At 41.3% G+C, this 18717-nt stretch carries 16 protein-coding genes and 1 pseudogene; 15 read left to right on the forward strand and 2 right to left on the reverse strand.

What is annotated here, in order from left to right; genetic code table 11:
• Positions 1 to 7: 7 nt before the first annotated feature.
• Positions 8 to 1414, reverse strand: a complete 1407-nt coding sequence (locus MHH40_RS01385) for a phospholipase D-like domain-containing protein (RefSeq protein ID WP_050944845.1) — start codon at positions 1412 to 1414, stop codon at positions 8 to 10.
• Positions 1415 to 1574: 160 nt separating this feature from the next.
• On the opposite strand from MHH40_RS01385, the gene MHH40_RS01390 reads away from it, so the two are divergent.
• The 5 genes from MHH40_RS01390 (at position 1575) to MHH40_RS01410 (ending at position 6173) form a co-directional block, all read left to right on the forward strand.
• Positions 1575 to 2351, forward strand: coding sequence for a MurR/RpiR family transcriptional regulator (locus MHH40_RS01390; protein WP_050944846.1), 777 nt, complete (start codon positions 1575 to 1577; stop codon positions 2349 to 2351).
• A gap of 130 nt (positions 2352 to 2481) precedes the next feature.
• Complete coding sequence (gene pfkB, locus MHH40_RS01395; protein ID WP_050944847.1) at positions 2482 to 3396, forward strand: 1-phosphofructokinase; 915 nt, start codon at positions 2482 to 2484, stop codon at positions 3394 to 3396.
• A 12-nt stretch (positions 3397 to 3408) separates the two neighbouring features.
• Positions 3409 to 4827, forward strand: a complete 1419-nt coding sequence (locus tag MHH40_RS01400) for a PTS fructose transporter subunit IIC (RefSeq protein WP_003211208.1) — start codon at positions 3409 to 3411, stop codon at positions 4825 to 4827.
• 15 nt (positions 4828 to 4842) lie between these two features.
• Positions 4843 to 5301: a PTS sugar transporter subunit IIA gene (locus MHH40_RS01405; RefSeq protein ID WP_050944848.1), complete on the forward strand. Its 459-nt coding sequence runs from the start codon at positions 4843 to 4845 to the stop codon at positions 5299 to 5301.
• 2 nt (positions 5302 to 5303) lie between these two features.
• Positions 5304 to 6173 (forward strand): class II fructose-bisphosphate aldolase, encoded by an 870-nt coding sequence (locus tag MHH40_RS01410; RefSeq protein ID WP_003210866.1) that lies wholly within the window; start codon positions 5304 to 5306, stop codon positions 6171 to 6173.
• Here MHH40_RS01410 and MHH40_RS01415 read toward each other — a convergent pair.
• Positions 6167 to 7733 (reverse strand): annotated as a pseudogene (locus MHH40_RS01415) (MDR family MFS transporter). The gene MHH40_RS01410 and the pseudogene MHH40_RS01415 sit on opposite strands and share 7 nt — an antisense overlap.
• Positions 7734 to 7903: 170 nt before the next feature.
• Here MHH40_RS01415 and MHH40_RS01420 point away from each other — a divergent pair.
• The 10 genes from MHH40_RS01420 (at position 7904) to MHH40_RS01465 (ending at position 18688) form a co-directional block, all read left to right on the forward strand.
• Positions 7904 to 8323, forward strand: a complete 420-nt coding sequence (locus tag MHH40_RS01420; protein WP_050945458.1) for a MarR family winged helix-turn-helix transcriptional regulator — start codon at positions 7904 to 7906, stop codon at positions 8321 to 8323.
• Positions 8324 to 8685: 362 nt separating this feature from the next.
• Positions 8686 to 10305, forward strand: coding sequence for a ribonuclease YeeF family protein (locus tag MHH40_RS01425; protein WP_233421730.1), 1620 nt, complete (start codon positions 8686 to 8688; stop codon positions 10303 to 10305).
• A gap of 27 nt (positions 10306 to 10332) precedes the next feature.
• Positions 10333 to 10695 (forward strand): hypothetical protein, encoded by a 363-nt coding sequence (locus MHH40_RS01430; protein WP_050944850.1) that lies wholly within the window; start codon positions 10333 to 10335, stop codon positions 10693 to 10695.
• A gap of 132 nt (positions 10696 to 10827) precedes the next feature.
• Positions 10828 to 11247, forward strand: a complete 420-nt coding sequence (locus MHH40_RS01435) for a hypothetical protein (RefSeq protein ID WP_050944851.1) — start codon at positions 10828 to 10830, stop codon at positions 11245 to 11247.
• Positions 11248 to 11639: 392 nt separating this feature from the next.
• Complete coding sequence (locus MHH40_RS01440) at positions 11640 to 13712, forward strand: BglG family transcription antiterminator (RefSeq protein WP_267885156.1); 2073 nt, start codon at positions 11640 to 11642, stop codon at positions 13710 to 13712.
• Between the two features lie 15 nt (positions 13713 to 13727).
• Positions 13728 to 13994 carry a PTS sugar transporter subunit IIB gene (locus MHH40_RS01445; protein WP_050944853.1) on the forward strand — a complete coding sequence of 89 codons (267 nt, stop codon included), beginning with the start codon at positions 13728 to 13730 and terminating at the stop codon, positions 13992 to 13994.
• Positions 13995 to 14019: 25 nt separating this feature from the next.
• Positions 14020 to 15282 (forward strand): PTS ascorbate transporter subunit IIC, encoded by a 1263-nt coding sequence (locus MHH40_RS01450; protein ID WP_050944854.1) that lies wholly within the window; start codon positions 14020 to 14022, stop codon positions 15280 to 15282.
• A gap of 17 nt (positions 15283 to 15299) precedes the next feature.
• Positions 15300 to 15992 carry a D-allulose 6-phosphate 3-epimerase gene (gene alsE / locus MHH40_RS01455; RefSeq protein WP_050944855.1) on the forward strand — a complete coding sequence of 231 codons (693 nt, stop codon included), beginning with the start codon at positions 15300 to 15302 and terminating at the stop codon, positions 15990 to 15992.
• Between the two features lie 181 nt (positions 15993 to 16173).
• On the forward strand, positions 16174 to 17214 hold the full coding sequence (locus tag MHH40_RS01460; protein WP_050944856.1) for a LacI family DNA-binding transcriptional regulator: 1041 nt from the start codon (positions 16174 to 16176) through the stop codon (positions 17212 to 17214).
• A 217-nt stretch (positions 17215 to 17431) separates the two neighbouring features.
• Complete coding sequence (locus tag MHH40_RS01465; protein ID WP_050944857.1) at positions 17432 to 18688, forward strand: ABC transporter substrate-binding protein; 1257 nt, start codon at positions 17432 to 17434, stop codon at positions 18686 to 18688.
• The last annotated feature ends 29 nt before the right edge of the window (positions 18689 to 18717 follow it).

Below are 18717 nucleotides of genomic sequence, written 5' to 3' on the forward strand. Positions count from 1 at the left end.
CCCTACTTTATATCAATCGACGCCATAAAACTGTTATCGCGGATAATCCATTTAAAAGGAGCCTTTTCATCAAAGGCTTTTTTTTCTGTCCATAAGCGCTCGTCTGGTAGACAGTTCGATCTTTAGCAACGAGATAACTATAGGCGATTTTTCGTTCAATTGCTTGCGTAAGTGATAACGCAAACGGGGCACTGTCAATGACCAAAATGGACTCTGTGTTTAAAAAACTAGACCTCGCATCTAAGTTATATGTCCCAATAATACTCAGGTAATCATCAATCACCATTGATTTCGCATGAATCGAATATGGACCTTCGTATTCATACAAATGAACGCCTGTTTTCATCAATTCCTTTTTTGTACTTAAATATCCAGCAAAGGCTAATGGATTTGGCGTCGCCGTAAGAGAATTCGTCACCACTGTCGTCTGAATCTCACTAGGTAAGGGGGTGAGTCCGGATTTCATTGGGCGTGTTGGAATGACATAAGGCGTCTGTATAAGCACAGAACGCTTTGCCCGGTGCGCAAGATCGTTCAGTTTTTTCAGCACAAGTGGCCGCTTATTAAAGCGTTCCACAGGATTTGTGAAAAAGGCAACCTGTTTCACAGAAGTGGAATCTGCTGCCCAATCAAATGAGGACATCACAAAAGGTTCTTTCGTGCGCATGGCTTCTTGATAAGATCTGAGCAGCTGTTTTCTTAGCTTTAACCCTTTTTTCGCTTTTGGCTTAGAGAACACATCTTTTGTTCTTTTTGTGAAATCATGATTCCATAGATAAACGAAATATTGCTCCATTTCATCTAATACTTTTCCCTTTTTGGGGTTATAGAGCAGCACATCACGGTCAAAAGCAAAGTCTTTCGGCGGCTGATCTGCAAAGTATTTATCACCGATATTTCTTCCGCCCATCACAGCCACTCGGCCATCTGCTAGTAGCAGCTTATCGTGTAGCCGATTATGCCATGTCCATGGCTTGAACAAACGAAAGGGCTCATAAAAACGAATCGACATGTTCGGATGATTTGCTACTGCATAGCGCAAATGCTTTAGTGGCCCGCGCAAACTGTGACAGATGCCATCTAACAACAGCTGCACTTTCACACCTCGATCAGCTGCTTCAATTAAAGCACCTAGTATCCATTCGGCTGTTTTTCCCTTTTGAATGGAATAGTAACTGAGACGGATCATCTTCTTTGCCTCACGAATCATTTGGATCCTCACCTGACCAGATTCAAAGCCGTCGTCAAGAAGCATGACTTGATTTGTCCCCTGATCGTCTCCTGAGATAGAAGAGGCTTTATAAATGCAATGTTCTTTGCATGTTTTTCGTATCGGTAAATAAAACAAAACAAATGCGGTCAAAAATACATAGACGACATAAAAAAGGATGAGATAAAACAAAAGATGAAGCATCATGATCAGCTCCTTTCACACAGACACAACTTTTCCTTAGTGTATGTCAAAAATGAAATTTCACTCATTTTGGCTTTTTTAAAAAAATACATGACAAAAGAATCAACTTGTTTTTATTGGGCATTTAATTATAGTATGAAATGAGTAAGGGGGAATCGAATTGAATGAACCACTATTTAACATTCCAAGCGAAGTGTATCAAACGCTAAGTGAAACAGAACGTTATTTACTCAACTATATTCACCAGCATTTAGAGGATATCTCCACCTTATCCATCGTCACATTAAGTGAAAGAGCCAATGTGTCGACAGCCACAATTGTCAGGCTGATGAAAAAAATCGGCTACAACGGCTATACATCCTTTAAATATCGATTGAAACAAGAAAAGAAAATGACCGATGCAAGTGATCAGCTCAAAAACATTGATGAAGACATCAAACTAGCGATTCGGAAAAACGAAGAAGAGGTTTTAAAGACGATCCAGCTGCAAAGTATTGGGCAAATTGAAGATGCCGTTCAAAAAATACATAATGCGGACAAAATTTATATTTTCGGCAGAGGCTTCTCAGAGATGATTGCCAAAGAAATGACCATCAAATTACAGCTCATCGGAAAAACATGTGAAGTACATGACGACCCGAATATCATTCGGCTGAAGTCGCGGGATATCGGTAAAAACGAACTTGCAATCTTTGTTTCATTGAATGGCGAAACAGCAGAGCTCGTTGAAGCGTGTCAAAATCTTAGCATGAAGCAAGTCACGACCATTACCGTCACCACAAGAATAGATTCTACATTAAGTAAAATATCAGATATGACTCTAGTCGGATATAAAGGCGAACAATCTTTCTTCCCAGATTATGAGGTCAGATCGCGCCTGTCTCTTCATGTCATTGCCCGCATTTTACTAGATGCCTACGTGATTCGAATGAAATAACCGATAAAGAAGCCTTCGAGACTTTGATCTAGAAGGCTTTTTATCATGAAAACCTTTACACAATCTGAAAACATTTTCACTCCTGCGTATGAGATACTTTCTTTAGAGAAAAGAAAGAAGGTGAAACCAATTGATTTATACCTGCACCTTAAATCCTGCTATTGACCTATATATTGCATTAAAAGAAATGAAGGCAAATGCAGTCAACCGCACGGAAGATGAAGATTATCAGCCGAACGGCAAGGGAGTCAATGTCTCCATTATGCTAAAGAAATATGGATTCACCAGCACTGCATTAGGATTTATTGCTGGGTTTTCAGGCTCTTATATTGAACAATCCTTAAAGGACCTTTCCATTCAAACCGATTTTATCTCAGTTGAAGGAATTACACGCATTAATGTTTTTATTAATACGACAGAAGAATATAAGCTCGTGAACCAAGGACCTGCGATTGAAGAAAAAGCACTTCACGCCTTTCGTGAAAAAATAGCGGCCATCCCGCAGGGGGACATCCTGATCATGTCAGGCAGCCTGCCAAAGGGCGTACCAGCCAGCATTTTTTCAGAAGTAGCAGCTATTTGTCATCAGCACAACGTCAAGTTTATTTTAGACACAAGCTCCGCAGCAGTTCTTGAGACGCTTCAATACAAGCCGTATTTATTAAAACCGAATGAAGAAGAAATCGCTGCTTTTTTCGGCAAAACACATCCTATGTCAGAAAAAGAACTCATTCAATCAGGAGAAAAGCTCATTGAGATGGGTGCAGAGCAAGTGCTTATTTCCCGCGGGGGAGAAGGGGCTTTGTTCATTACAAAAGACGCCGTCTTAAAAGGAAACGCACCGACAGGCACTGTAGTAAATACAGCTTGCTCTGGAGATGCGATGCTCGCAGCCTTTCTTAGTAAACAGCTTGAAGGACATTCACCTGAAGAGTGCTTACGTTACGGCATTGCAACAGGGGCATCTACTGCATTTTCTAAAGGCTTAAGTGATTTACATGACATTCATTCATTAATTGATCAAGTACACATTGACAAGATATAAGGGGGAATAGACATGAGCCGCAAAAAAATTGTCGCTGCAACTGGCTGTCCAACAGGCATTGCACACACATTTATGGCAGCTGAGGCATTAAAAATAGCTGCTGAGCAACTAGGGGTCGACATCAAAGTTGAAACGCACGGTCAAGTAGGAATTGAAAACGCTTTAACCGATCAAGACATTCTGGAGGCCGATGGGGTCATTGTCGCAGCTGACAAAGATGTGAATACAGATCGTTTTCACGGCAAACCACTGATTGAAGTGCCTGTAGCGAAGGGTATCCGCACGCCAAATGAACTGATCCAAGGCATTATCAATGGAGAAGCTCCCGTTCATCAAGTGAAAGGAAGAGCTACTGGAACAGAAAAAACATCTGCTTCTTCTTCACCAGCTCAACAAAAGTCGGCGAATAAGTGGATACACACCATCTACAAACATTTAATGAACGGTGTATCACACATGCTTCCATTTGTTGTTGGAGGCGGGGTCTTAATTGCTTTATCTTTTCTATTCGGTATTTACTCAGCTGATCCTCAGCATGAAACGTATCATCCGTTTGCTGCCTACTTGAAAAGCATTGGTGGACTCGGCTTTAGCTTAATGGTGCCTATTTTAGCAGCATTTATCGCTGATTCAATCGCCAGACGCCCAGGGATGGTTGTCGGATTTATCGGCGGCCTGCTTGCAAACGATGGAGGTGCTGGATTCTTAGGTGGTATTATCGCAGGTTTTGCAGCAGGGTATATCATCGTACTCCTTCAATTCCTGCTTCAAAAATTACCTGCATCACTTGACGGATTAAAATCAATCTTCATCTATCCTGTCATCGGTATTTTCTTAATTGGGGCTGTGATGACACCTCTATTAGTACCAATCACGGGGCTAAATAATTCATTAATGGATTTTCTCTCAGCTGTTCAATCCACGAATCCGCTGCTCTTAGGTTTAATTGTTGGAGCGATGTGTGGATTTGACATGGGAGGACCTTTTAACAAAGCAGCCTATGTCACAGGAACGGCTTTACTTGCAGAAGGTAACCTTTACTTCATGGCAGGTGTGTCAGCAGCATGTATCACACCACCGCTTATCATTGCGATTGCCACAACGATTTTCCGAAAACATTTCACACCGCAGGAACGAAATGCAGGGGCCATCAACTATATTCTAGGAGCGACACATATAACAGAAGGGGCCATCCCATTTGCGGCAAAGAACCCGATCGTTGTCCTGCCAATTATCATGTTTGGTTCCGCCATCTCTGCTATATTGACATATCTATTTGGCGTACAGGTTCCAGCTCCGCATGGCGGGTTCCTTGTCCTTCCAGTCGTCACAGGCGCATTCCAGTGGGTACTATCCATACTGATCGGATCACTTGTAGGTGCCATTCTATACGGACTTTATCGTAAAAAAATAGACAAACCCGCAGTTTAATAGGGAGGAAGAGAAATGATGGAACATATTTATATGAATCTTCATGAAACCGCGTCGTCACAGGCTGGTGTTTTCGCAGCCATTGCTGATATTGCCTACAAAGCAGGTATTTGTACATCACCAGAGGATGTTAAAAAAGGCTTAGCGGAAAGAGAAGCACTGAGCACAACTGGATTTCAAGATGGATTTGCGATTCCGCATACACAAACAGACGTCATCACAAAACCAGCACTCGTGATCGTCCGCACGGAAACAGGCATTGAATGGGACGCTTTTGATGGGAAGCCTTGCTTTTTCTTCTTATCCTTACTGATCCCCAAAAGTGAAGCAGGGACCACTCATCTAAAGGCTCTTTCTGCCCTTTCACGAGGATTAATGGATGAAGCGAAACGACAAAAGCTACTGGAAACAAGAACAAATGAAGAGATGCTAACTGTATTAGAAACAGATATTTTAACGAGAGAGGATGTTTGATCATGCCTTTACTATCCACAACACCGATGCTTGAGACTGCGAAAAAAGAAAAATACGGAATCGTTGCATTCAATGTACATTCCTTTGACAGTATTTATTGGGTGCTCGAAACGGCCGCAGAATTAAAGTCACCTGTCATTTTGCAAACAACGGTTGGAACCGTTCAATCTCTTGGAGCAAAAGCGATTGCAGATACAGTCAAAGCGGCGGCTGATCAATATCAAATCCCAATCGGCCTGCACCTCGATCACTGTACGGACTTTGATGTGATTCTCACCTGTATCAGGGCGGGATATACATCCGTCATGATCGATGCATCGATGCATTCATATGAAGAAAATGTTCGCCGCACAAAAGAAGTGGTGGACCTCGCATTAAAAGTAGGGGTGAACGTTGAAGCTGAACTAGGCAAGGTGGGCGGCGTAGAGGATGATATCGTTGTCGATGAAAAGGATGCTGAAAAAGCCATTCCATCAGAATGCCGTCAATTTGTAGAAGAAACTGGGGTACCAACTTTAGCACCTGCAATTGGTACCGCACATGGCATTTATAAAGGGGTTCCGGATATTGATTTTGACCGCATTGAACAAATTGCATCACTGGTCGATGTTCCCCTTGTGCTGCACGGGGGTTCCGCTGTACCGGATGAAGACGTCAGACGATGTGTGGCACTTGGTATGGCAAAGGTCAATGTCTCAACTGAATTAAAAAATGCGTACTCTGAAGCCATTCGTGATCATTTCTCAAACGAACCGGAAAGCTTAGATCCACGGATGTATTTACAAAAAGCTAAACAAGCAGCAAAAGATATGGTCACATCGAAAATACGGATCGTTGGCAGTGAGGGCAAAGCCCATCCTCTATATCAGTGAAACAAAAAAGCAGAGCCGCTTAAGCTCTGCTTTTTCACATTATTCGCTTTCTTTCATTTCATTTGATGTGCGCACCCGTGCATTTCCCATAAACAGGACCGTAATCGCTGCAAGGGCAATAGGGAATAACGCAATCAAAAATACGTACGTGATACTTTGTGACATCGCATCGATGACTTTATTTAAAATATCAGGCGGAATTTGTGAACGGGCACCTTCTTGGAAAATGGCCTGTGGATCGCCTATTTGAGAAGGGACTCCTTTCATTCCGCTAAAGGCATCTGCTAAGCGATTCGATAGGACATTGGTTTGAATCGTCCCAAAAATCGTGACACCAAGTGTCATCCCAAGTGATCTCATAAATGAATTGGTCGAGTTTGCACTGCCTCGGTAACGAGGGGCAAGATCATTCATTGAAGCTGACGGCAGAAGGGAGAAGCTGAAGCCGACACCAAAGCCTGATATCATCATAAAGATTGTGAGCCACAGTCTAGCTGTATCTGGTGACATATTGGCAAGCAGCAGCATCCCCGCGAAAAATGAAATGACAGAGATCGTCATAAGACGTCTGAAAGGCACTTTCGTCTGCATCGTTCCGCCAATCATACTGCCAATGACAGACCCTATCATCATCGGTGTTAAAATGAATCCTGCACTTGTCGCTGATTCACCGTACACCGCCTGGACGAAAATAGGAATGAAGACGGCAAGAATAATAAATGTTCCGCCATATAAAAACGCCAAAATTTGAGATGTCGCAAATAAACGATTTTTAAACATCCAAAATGAAATAATCGGTTCCTCCGCTTTACGCTCAACAATAAAGAAGATGGTACCAAACACAACAAACACGGCAAAAAGTGTGAGGATTTGCACCGAATCCCATGCATAGGATTTACCGCCAAGCTCAAGAGCGAACATCAAGCTGACAACCGCCACGACAAGTGTAATAGCACCTGACCAGTCAATTTTCTGCTTGCGATGTTCTAGGGATTCATGATAGTATCTGGCGATCAAGAACACACTAACAATACCAATTGGCACGTTAATATAGAAAACCCAATGCCAGCCGATTGAATCTGTGATAATAGCTCCTAATAGTGGTCCTAGTACACTCGATAAACCAAACACTGCACCAAACATACCGGACATTTTCCCGCGTTTTTCAGGCGGGAAGATATCAAAGATGATCGTAAACGCGATCGGAAGAAGGGCACCGCCTCCAAGCCCTTGAATGGCTCGGTAAATAATGAGCTGATCCATCGTTTGTGCGATACCGCAAAGCGCAGATCCAATTAAAAAGAAAATAAGTCCAAACAGAAAAAAACGCTTTCGACCATACATATCAGAAAGCTTTCCGTAAATCGGCATTCCAGCCATTACTGCCACCATATAAGAAGCCGTCACCCAAGCAAATTTATCAAAACTGCCCAAATCTGCTACGATGCTTCCCATTGCTGTTGCAACAATGGTATTGTCCATCGCCGCCATAAAAATTCCTAACAGCAAACCGATGACAACTAAGTGAGTGGATGCCTTGCCTTTATCCACATGATTCATTTCATTTACCTCCTGCTTACGTTCTCTCCTTATTTTTGCTATGATCAACTTAAATATAAAGTAAGAGAACATTTATCTTGATGATCAAGATAAATTGATTTTAAAGGGAGGAGAACAAGTTGTCAATAAAGAACGACGCAGAAGACAGAGCAGACCTGATCATCCATACAATGAGGCGCCTCGCCACACGAACGGTTTTATTCCACCAAGCGGCCGCACAATCGCTTGGCCTTTTCCCAACAGACCTCAAATCAGCCGATTTATTAAACGAACTCGGTCCTCTCACAGCAGGAGAATTAAGTGAAAAAACAGGTCTTAGCTCAGGTGCGGTCACAGCTCTGATTGACCGCCTTGAAAAAGCAGGCTACGCCAAAAGAGAAAAGGACCCAAAAGACAAACGAAGAGTCATCATCGTTCCATTAACAGCAGGGAAATCACAGGTAAAAGAACTCTTTCGATCCTTATCGGCATCAACAAAACAGCTTACAAACGAATACAAACGAGAAGAATTAGACTTAATTATTCAATTTATTACCGAAGCAGCAGATATTATGGATCAAGAGTTGCAATTGCTTAAGTCTAAATCGTAAGAGAGCACACTGTTGCGGGTGTGCTTTTCTATAAGTTGTTCAAATAAGGTAGCGAAGATTATAATTGGCTCAATTAGTGGCCTCTTCTTACCATGGAAGTGCTCTATAACCTTGTTTACAATGGAACATCTCAAATGATTTTAATTAAAGGATGGTTTAAAAATCGCGTCTTAATGATTACTGACGATAGCGGCGCTAAAGCGTTCTAATAAAACACGGTTCATTACATATTAAGTACTTTTTTGTATCTTTATTCCTATTTAATGACAAACTTTGTGTTGGTAAAATTGACCTTGTCAATGAATAGGAAGGAGTGACTTCTTCTGGGCAAGATACTTGATGCAAAAGCACTAACAAGTGCCATGGATGCAAGGGCAAAACACTACCAGGAACTCCGTGAACAAATGGTAGATTTAAAAAAAGCATTACAAGGTGTTTCTAACCTCGGTGATGATTTCACTGGAAAAGGTGCCGATAACATTAAAAGCTTTTATAAAGAACTGGCTGGAAATGTAGATATGTTTATCAGCTTCATTGATAAGCAAAAAGCCTTTCATGAAGGTGTTTCTGGGACACTAGATGATACAAACTTTGGCGGCGACACCTTTGTAGAAGAACACTTTTTAGACAACGCTGTACATATGGGCATCAAAAATGCCAAAAGCATTGTGAAGGATCAAAAAAAGGCGCTTAAAACGATTTTTCAAGACATCGACGACCTTATTTCTTTAGAAGTATTTGATAGTCAAACCTTTGATGAAAAAATTGCAGATGCGGAAGACGAGCGAAAAAAGACAGTGAAAGACCTAAGAGAACTTGATCAAAATGTAAAAGATGAATATGCTTTGTCAGAAACGGAGCAGCAAGCTACAATGGCATTGTATACGGAAATGATGAATGCCACAAATGACGGAAAAGCCATTTCGCCTATGAATTTTGACAAGAAAGCGTATCAAAATAGTGAAATCTACAAGGCAAAAAGCGATATTGAGAAGCAAACTTCTGAATATCTGAAAATCAAAAAAGAACAAGAAGAGGCCCGTGAGATTGCAAAAGAACAAGAAGCACTCGCCAACCGTCCTTGGTATGAAAAAGCACTTGATTATGGCGGAAATATCGTGAATGAACTGACTGGCGTGAACGATGCAAAACGCGCCGCAACAGGCGTTGACCCGATTACAGGCGAAGAACTTACCGCAGGACAGCGCGTCGCCGCAGGCGGCATGGCAGCAGCAGGTTATATCCCAATCGTCGGATGGGCAGGTCGTATTTTCAAAGGTGGAAAAGCCGTCTATAAAACAACTCAAGCCACATCAGCCGCAGTGAGAGCAGTCGACATTTACAAGACATCGCAAAAGTCTTTTGATGCGTTGAAAACTTCTCAAAAAGGCTTATATGGTCTCACCGCCACCAACGGCTTCAGCGAAGCGATTACAGGGCGTGATATGTTTGGAAATAAGGTCTCGAAAGAACAGCAGGAAGCGAGTATGAATGCGGCGCTGGGAATGCTTTTGCCGTTTGGGGCGAAAGGGTTTCATGGGAAGATGGGGGTAAAGAGTACAGGCATACCTAATATTTCAAAAAGGCACGATGAAATTGCTCATAAAAGTTATTATGGTAGAAAAGATTTTAGAGCTAAGATAAATAATGCAGTATATTCTCATCATGATAATAAACATTTAAAGGCTAGGACTGCTGAAGAAGCCAAACGTTTTAGTGAGACAGGAAAAAGAAATGCTCAATACCTGCCTGAAATAAATAATAAAGTTTTAGAAAAAGAGGCTCTTCAAAAAGGGCATATCATTGATAATGGCAACAATAATTTTTATTTCATTTATGATACAGGTAAAATTGTTGGTTATGATAATGGTAAATCTACAAGTTGGATAAGGGGAGAACTGACGAGTGGAAATGTGTATCACGGCCACCCTATTGCTGGAGACAGACTAAATAAGTATTTAAATAAATTAGGAATAAAATAACTAGAATATTAGCAAAGAGGTCAGATGATGAGAAAATATGTAAAACTTGATATTCCCGAAGTAAACATTCATCCTTTAAGAATAACTGAAGGTTGGATTGTACGTTATAATAATTTCAGGGAAATTGACCCTAAAAAGTTAGAAACAGAAGATGATAGATGGTTTATGTTCACTGAAAGTTTGTTACAACTTTATCATGAGACATCATCAATAACATTGGATTTAGGGTGGTATCCCGACTTATCTTCAGATGGTCACTATCTTGTTCTAATAGTTAAAAATACAGATTGGGACAATCCTATTCAGGAATTCAGCTCGGATGACTATACCAAAGTGATTGATTTTATAGAATTTCATTTGAAAGAAATTACATCTAACTGGTGGAAATAAAATGCTAGTTACTTAATTACTAACAAATTAACATCGTTATTTTCTTCAGTTTTACTCGTTTTATGATTAATTTTTGGGGCTATAGGTACTCGAATGTGTTCTCAGAGTAAATTCATAATTAAGGGACTCAATATGTTTATAGAATTAGATAATCTTTTATCTGCTAATACAACGATAGACTCTTGGTATGATGACGGGTGTTTGATTGCTAGTGAGATACTCTCAGATTTTAGCCTAAACGACTGGGAAGAACTATCAAATCAGGTGCTTAATAAACCAATAGAGTGGCAGCGTAAAATTGCTTACTGTCTGGATAATGAGTGCAATGAATATGAGTTAAATATTTTAATAGATTTGTTGAATACTAATGATAAAGAATTGTTTGAGATTTGTATTGATACATTGAGAAGTTTTCCAATTGAAGAAGGCAAGAAATTGATATTGAAGCATCCTCAAATTTTAGAACGTGTAAATCATGTAGTGACTACTACTGCGAATTCACCAGTAAAAGTAGTTCTTCAAGACTTTCTTTCAAAAATGCATTCAAATTAGTTCGTTTTAATGAGATTATGCAAAAAACCGACAAAAAGGTGGATGGTGACCTTTTTTCCTATGAAGGCATATAAGGTGTCCGCTTTTTTAGCAACGATGATTCAGTACATATGAGTAAATCAAGAATGCCAAAAGAATTGTGAAAGATCAAAAAAGGCATAAAGGACGATTCAGTACATCCATGACCTCATTACAAACGTTTTCTATCACATAAAAGAAAACAAAGAATTCTTTTTATACAAGTCTCAAAGCACACTCAAGCGGGTGTGCTTTTTCTTATAGCAAAAGAACACCCAAAAAGCTGCACAGCATTTGCTGAAGACATTTGGACTTCTTTGACGCAGGGGAGTTGATTAGACTTATAACCAAAGGGAAGAAGGGAGGAATTCGAACTGCACTTAACCAAAAGGGGTACGACTTTATTATCGATGCTGATTCACACGACATCTTATTTATCAATTGAAGATTTACAGAATCGACTGAATGTCTCTACTCGAACTGTCTACTATGAAATCAAACGCATGAATAGCTGGCTGGACACACATCAGCTTAGTGGCGTTCAGCGAAAAGATCAACTTGGCTACTACTTACACCCACATGAAAAAGAAGTCATTATTCAAAAAGCGAACAGCATTCTCGTTGGTGATGATTATGAACCATGTGTAATGGAAAGAAGGGCTATTTTGCTCTTATCTATTGCATGCAGTGAGAAATGTCTAAAAATTGATGATTTTATGAAGCTCACCAAAGTGAGCCGGAATACATTGCTTGAAGATATGAAACAGCTAAAAGAAGCACTTTCAAAGCAGCAGCTCACGCTTCACTATCAGGCAGCCTGCGGCTATTTGATTTCAGGAGAAGAAAGAATGATTCGATTGGCGCTGAAACCTTATATTCATTCCATTCGCACCATGATAAAAAACGAAAAAGCGTTTCCATCTTTTTGGTTAAAGGGGCCCATTTCATATAACAGGTTAAAACATCTCCTCGAGCAGTCAGAACAAGAGCTTAAGCTCGAGTTTGCAGATGACATGCTGGATCAGCTCTCTTTGGATCTCTTTTTCTACTTTAAGCGGATGAAGCTAGGACGTGCTGTACACCTTTCAAACGAAGAAAAGCGTACATTGCAGGAAACAGATGAATGCTTGGCGGCTATTCGTTTCATGGCACGAATTCAAAGAGAAACCGGCCTTCAAGTTCATGATGATGAAATCTATTTTCTTAGCACTCTATGGCTCAGCGCCAAGAAACAAAAGCTTCCATCAAGTCAAAAGCCAGAAGAGCATCTCATTCGCACCATTGCCAGACAAATGATTGTTGATTTTCAGCGGTATGCATGTATCTCCTTTCAAGAGTACGAAGCCTTGGAGCAAAACTTAACCATGCATCTCATCCCTGCCTATTACAGACTCATCTATCACATCGATATCAACAATGAATTAACAGAATCTATTAAAAAAACACAGCCAGAGGTGTTTGACATCACTCAAAAGGTCGTATGCCATTTAGAAAAGGCGACCTGCTCCAAGATAAGTGATCATGAAATTGCTTACGTGGCGATGCATTTTGGTGGTTGGATGAGAAGAGAAGGGATTTCGCCAATTGTGCGGCGTTCTGTATACATTGTTTGCGGCGAAGGAATTGGCACAAGTCATATGCTGAAAACACAGCTTATCGAATTAATCGGTTATATCGATGTACGTGATCTATTATCAAAGCGCTCATATGAACAGCTGTCATCGATTGATGTCGACTTTGTTGTGTCAACAACACCTATTTCGTTTAAAGGAAAGCCAGTTCATCTCGTTCATCCCATCCTTACTGCCTATGAAAAAAAAACCTTACTTCAATATGGAGAAGGTGCAGAAACTAGGTTTGATGAGAAAAATGTGAACGCTTTATTCAACATCATTCAACAACATACCATCGTACAAAATGAAAATGCACTGCTTCATGATCTTAAAGCGCTACTGCATCCCGCATATGTATCCCATCAGAAAGGGTGGAAACCAGTGTTAAACGATTTATTAACAGAAAAAACCATTCATCTCCAACAAACAGCAGAAACATGGCAAGAGGCCATCACAAAAGCAGCGCAGCCTTTACTCGATCAAAATGCCATTCAGAAAGGTTATGTGGAGGCCATGATTCAGTCCGTTCATCAAAATGGACCTTATATTGTGATCGCGCCACAAGTAGCCATTCCGCATGCTAGACCAGAGGACGGCGTGAACGAATTAAGCATGTCACTCATGTCATTCGAATGGCCCGTTTTTTTCTCTAAGGATGAAAAAAAACAAGTTCGTCTCATCATTGTGCTAGCAGCCATTGACAGTATGACCCACCTGAAAGCGCTCAAACAGCTGACCATGCTGTTAAGTGATGAAAAACGGAGGAAACAACTGGTTGAAGCAAAGGAATTAGCATCGGTGCAAAAACTAGTTGATCAATTTTCACAACGATAAAGGAGGAAAAAGAGAATGAAAAAAATTCTTGTTGTGTGCGGAAACGGATTAGGAAGCAGCTTTATCGTAGAAATGAATGTCAAAAAAGCATTAGAAGAGTTAGGACTTGTAGCTGAAGTGGACCATACCGATCTCAGCACAAGTAAAAATGAACTGGCTGATCTATATATCGGAGCAACAGACATTATCGATCAGCTGGATGACGGCACAAGAAAGGTCGCTGGATTAAATAACTTGTTAGACCAGGAAGCCATTAAAGACGTCCTTCGTAAACACATTTAAGCCACGAAAAAGGGGGATTCACATCATGATAGAACTGATCATGAACGATATATTGGGCACACCAGCCATTCTCATCGGTTTGTTTGCACTAGCTGGTTTACTTTTGCAGAAAAAATCAGCTGCCGATACAGTATCAGGCACCTTAAAAACAACGATGGGTTTTTTAATATTAGGAGCGGGCGCCACAGTCGTGTCTGATTCACTTGGCGTTTTTCGGAAAATGTTTGAAGCAGCATTTCACATTCAAGGGGTTGTCCCAAATACAGATGCCATGGCGGCCATTGCCCAAAAGGAATTCGGGACACAGACGGCTCTCATTATGATTTTTGGCATGCTGGTCAATTTATTATTGGCAAAATTCACCCCCTTTAAATACGTCTTTTTAACAGGACACCATACCTTGTATATGGCTGCAATGCTCGCAGTCGTTCTTTCGACAGCAGGAATGCAAGGAGCGCTTCTTGTCACTATCGGTTCAATTATATTAGGGACCGCTATGGTCATTGCACCCGCTATTCTTCAGCCATTCACAAGGAAAGTCACTGGAAGCGATGATCTTGCGCTTGGACACTTCAGTACCTTCGGTTATTTTACAGCGGGAATGATCGGAAAATGGATCGGTCGTCCAGAGAGATCAACAGAAACCATTCAAGTGCCTAAATCACTCGGCTTTCTACGAGATACATCTGTGGCCATTTCAATCACGATGGCTTTGCTCTTCTTTGCGATTGCACCGTTTGCTGGGATTCCCTTTATAGAACAAATGAGTGGGGGCACGAACTTCGCCGTCTTCATTCTCATTCAGGCGATAACCTTTGCTGCTGGTGTGTACATTATTTTAGCCGGGGTTCGGATGGCAATCGGTGAAATCGTGCCTGCTTTCAAAGGGATTGCCGATCGTTTTGTGAAAGGGGCAAAACCGGCACTTGACGCACCAACCATTTTTCCATTTGCTCCAAATGCAGTCATTATCGGTTTTTTATGCAGCTTTGCAGGAGGCATTGTATCCATTTTTCTTTTACCTTTGTTTGGTTTAACTGTCATCGTTCCTGGTCTTGTCCCGCACTTTTTTTGCGGCGCTACAGCAGGAGTGTATGGTAATGCAACTGGAGGCGTGAGAGGGGCTGTCGCTGGGGCATTTGCAAATGGATTGCTTCTTTCTTTTTTACCTGCTTGTTTATTACCTGTGTTAGGAACCCTTGGTTTTGAAGGGACAACTTTTGGAGATACAGACTTTGGTATCATCGGAATCTTGATTGGATTGATCAAGCTTTTATTTCAACTGTAAAAAGGAGGAACCTGGGAATGACAGCCATTTTTTCACCTTCGCTGATGTGCATGGATTTAACGCATTTCCGCGAACATATTCATATTCTCAACACAAGAGCAGATCGATATCATGTCGATGTCATGGATGGTCATTACGTGAAAAATATCACCTTATCACCCTTTTTCATAGAACAGCTCCGAAAACTGACAGATAGACCAATTGATGTGCATCTTATGGCTGAATTCCCCCAAGAATTTTTAATTGATGCCTGTATTGATGCTGGCGCAAGCATGATCTGCTTACACCCAGAGGTCGTGCAAAAGGACGTTTTTAGGATCATTCGGCATATCCATCAAAGAGACTGCGAGGTTGGCTTTGTCTTAAATCCAGCCACACCAATTGCAGTGTTAGATTCCTATATACATTTAATAGACCGAGTGACGATCATGACGATTGATCCAGGCTTTGCAGGGCAGCCTTTTATTAAAGAAATGCTTCAGAAAATGAAACAGGTGAAAGATGTAAAAGAGAAGGGAGGCTACACGTTTTCAATTGAAGTAGACGGCTCCTGTAATGAGAGCACGTTCCGGCTGCTTGCTGAGGCTGGAAACGAGATCTATATTATCGGTACCTCAGGTTTATTTGGACTTCACCATCAACTTGATACAGCTTGGGAGACAATGAAGCAATTGTTTTCAAAAGAAACAGCCTCAATTGAATCACGTTAGTAAAAGAGGATGAAACCCATCCTCTTTTTTACGCAACTTTACTAAAACATCGTATCTAACCAAAACATACTCGAAAACAAAATAAAAAATCATAACTTCACACTTGAAAGCGCTTTATCAACATGTTATCCTTCAAATATCTTTAGTAAATATTTAGTCAAAAACCAAGAGGAGTTTGCCTATGACCACACTCAAAGATATTGCTCATGATGCAAAAGTGTCCGTATCCACTGTATCCCGTGTGTTAAATGGTGATCAAACCCTTGCCGTTTCGCACGTAACAAGACAAAACATCCTCGACATTGCAAAGAAGCTAAACTATACCCCAGTGAGAGCAAGAAAAGCCGATCACACAGAGGAAAAAAGCCCATCTGAATCCCCAGTCATCGGTATCGTTGTCGCTCAATCCATTGACGAAGAATTAAATGACCCCTTTTTTTCATCGATTCGAAAAGGAATTGAAAAAGAATATGCCAAACAAGGGCTCTCCACCCTCCATACCTTTCGCCTGAGAAGCATGGATAAAGGGGCGATGCTAAAGGATATTGACGGTTTGATCGTCATTGGACGAATTAGCCCTGATACGGTGGAAAAAATGACAAATCGAATGGAACACATTGTTTTTATCAATCATTATGCGGATGAGGATTTATATGATTGTGTACATGTCGATTTTGTCAGAGCGGCAGATCGAGCGATTCGCCATCTGCAATCGCTTGGCTATACACATCTAGGCTATATTGGCGGAAAGGAGCGAGAGCATTATTTCGAAGGTAATGCTGTGATTGAGGACGAAAGACAAACGACGTTTATGAAAAGAATGCAAGAGGCAGGTAGTCTTCATCTGGATGACATCCATATTGGAGAATACTCCATGCAAGAAGGCTATACGCTCATGCAGAAGGCCATTAAAAAAGGAAACCTGCCACAAGCCTTTTTTATCGGAAGTGATTCAATGGCGATCGGTGCAATGCGAGCGCTCAACGAAGCCGGTCTGCGTGTTCCTTTCGATGTATCCATTGTTGGGTTTAATGACATTGAAGCGGCTTCATTTTCAAGCCCGCCGCTTACAACCGTCAAAGTATATACAGAAGAAATGGGGGAAGTCGGTCTGAAGCTTTTGCTTGAGAGAATAAACGGCAGAAAGCTTCCTCTAAAAGTCGTCGTGCCAACAAAACTCATCGAAAGAGGCAGCACATGTCTCATCCATGAAAGGGGGTGAACCCGAGATTTCAGCAAACAAAAAAGAGACAAAAAAGCAGAAAGCAAGCTGCTAGCATGATGGCCAGATCATGCGAAGAACAAGGCAGCCTACCGGTATGCTCTCTTATCTCTTTGAAAAGAATAGAATTCCAGTATAATGGACTTCTTTTGTTTCCGCAACTGCATGAATTCTACCGATTATCGTCTGAATTTTCAGTGATTAAAAGGAGGAAACCATGAATAAAAAAATCATGCTACTCACTGCGGCCTTTATCTTGACCATTCTTTTGTCTGCTTGCAGCAATAACAGTACGTCCGAAGCAAACGGAAAGGTCACCTTGACTCTCTTTTCGACGATGAGCAACAGCGGGGAAAGAAAAGCGTTTGAAGAAGTGATTCGTGAGTTTGAAAAAGAGCATCCACATCTTCGAATCGATGCCAACTTCCCAGGCAACAGCTATGAAGATACGATCCGCGTCAAAATGGGGGCAAACGATATGCCGGATCTGTTTGACACACATGGCTGGGCAAAACTGCGCTACAGCGAGTATGTGGCTGATTTAAAAGAAATGGATTGGGTGAAACAGCTTGATCCTTCACTCGATCAAATTTTAAAGGACCAAGATGGCAAAGTATACGCGTATCCGCTGAATCAAGCAAAAGACGGGCTTAGCTTTAATGCCAATCTATTAAAGGACTATGACATTGAAATCCCTAGAACACTTGATGAGCTAAAATCCGCTTTGCTGACAGTGAAGGAAAAGAGCAAAGGAGAGGTTGTGCCGCTCTGGATACCAGGAGGAGACAACTCAAATATCGCCCAAGTCTTTGATGAACTCGCCACACCTTTATTGATCACCAGTCCAAACCACCGATACGGAAAAGACCTTGAAAACGGATCATTTGATTGGTCTCTCTATACACCGCTTGCACAGTTCATGAAGGAGCTGAAGGATCAAGATCTTTTAAACAAAGATGTCCTCACAGCAAAACTATCTCAAGCACCTGAACTGATGGCACAAAACAAAATAGCCTTCACCTTTGTCGGAGGCTCATTAGGACCTGAAGCATCTGAACTCAATCCATCGATCAAAGTAGGGACGATGCCAGTTCCATCTATTCATGAAGGAGATAAGCAAAGCTGGATTGGAGGAGAACGGTTTACGGTCGCTGCTTGGAAAGACTCCAAGCATCTAAAAGAAGCAAAACAATTCATTGATTTTCTCGCAAAGCCTGAAAATGCGAAAAAGATCGCAGAAGGCACATCCTCTGAAGCAGCCTTAAAGCAAGTAAAAGCGAAAAACTATTACTCTACGTTTTACGATCAATACGAACAGGTGAAGATTGAACCGTATTTCGATCGAAAATACTTACCAAGCGGCATGTGGGCTGTCATGGCAACATCGGGTCAAGAATTATTAGCAGGCTCCATCACACCAGAACAGTTATCGAAAAAGATGGAAGAGGAATATAAGCGTCTGAAAAAACAATAGCAGGCTCATGCTGAAACAGGAGTGAAGCC

The organism is Bacillus sp. FSL K6-2431, assembly GCF_038005165.1.
Lineage (GTDB): Bacteria > Bacillota > Bacilli > Bacillales > Bacillaceae > Bacillus > Bacillus pumilus.

Coding starts and splice junctions, on each gene's coding strand:
- MHH40_RS01385 (WP_050944845.1), bottom strand. CDS start 1,414: ATGCTTCATCTTTTGTTTTATCTCATCCTTTTTTATGTCGTCTATGTA.
- MHH40_RS01400 (WP_003211208.1), top strand. CDS start 3,409: ATGAGCCGCAAAAAAATTGTCGCTGCAACTGGCTGTCCAACAGGCATT.
- MHH40_RS01405 (WP_050944848.1), top strand. CDS start 4,843: ATGATGGAACATATTTATATGAATCTTCATGAAACCGCGTCGTCACAG.
- MHH40_RS01410 (WP_003210866.1), top strand. CDS start 5,304: ATGCCTTTACTATCCACAACACCGATGCTTGAGACTGCGAAAAAAGAA.
- MHH40_RS01420 (WP_050945458.1), top strand. CDS start 7,904: ATGAGGCGCCTCGCCACACGAACGGTTTTATTCCACCAAGCGGCCGCA.
- MHH40_RS01425 (WP_233421730.1), top strand. CDS start 8,686: ATGGATGCAAGGGCAAAACACTACCAGGAACTCCGTGAACAAATGGTA.
- MHH40_RS01430 (WP_050944850.1), top strand. CDS start 10,333: ATGAGAAAATATGTAAAACTTGATATTCCCGAAGTAAACATTCATCCT.
- MHH40_RS01435 (WP_050944851.1), top strand. CDS start 10,828: ATGTTTATAGAATTAGATAATCTTTTATCTGCTAATACAACGATAGAC.
- MHH40_RS01445 (WP_050944853.1), top strand. CDS start 13,728: ATGAAAAAAATTCTTGTTGTGTGCGGAAACGGATTAGGAAGCAGCTTT.
- MHH40_RS01450 (WP_050944854.1), top strand. CDS start 14,020: ATGATAGAACTGATCATGAACGATATATTGGGCACACCAGCCATTCTC.
- alsE (WP_050944855.1), top strand. CDS start 15,300: ATGACAGCCATTTTTTCACCTTCGCTGATGTGCATGGATTTAACGCAT.
- MHH40_RS01460 (WP_050944856.1), top strand. CDS start 16,174: ATGACCACACTCAAAGATATTGCTCATGATGCAAAAGTGTCCGTATCC.
- MHH40_RS01465 (WP_050944857.1), top strand. CDS start 17,432: ATGAATAAAAAAATCATGCTACTCACTGCGGCCTTTATCTTGACCATT.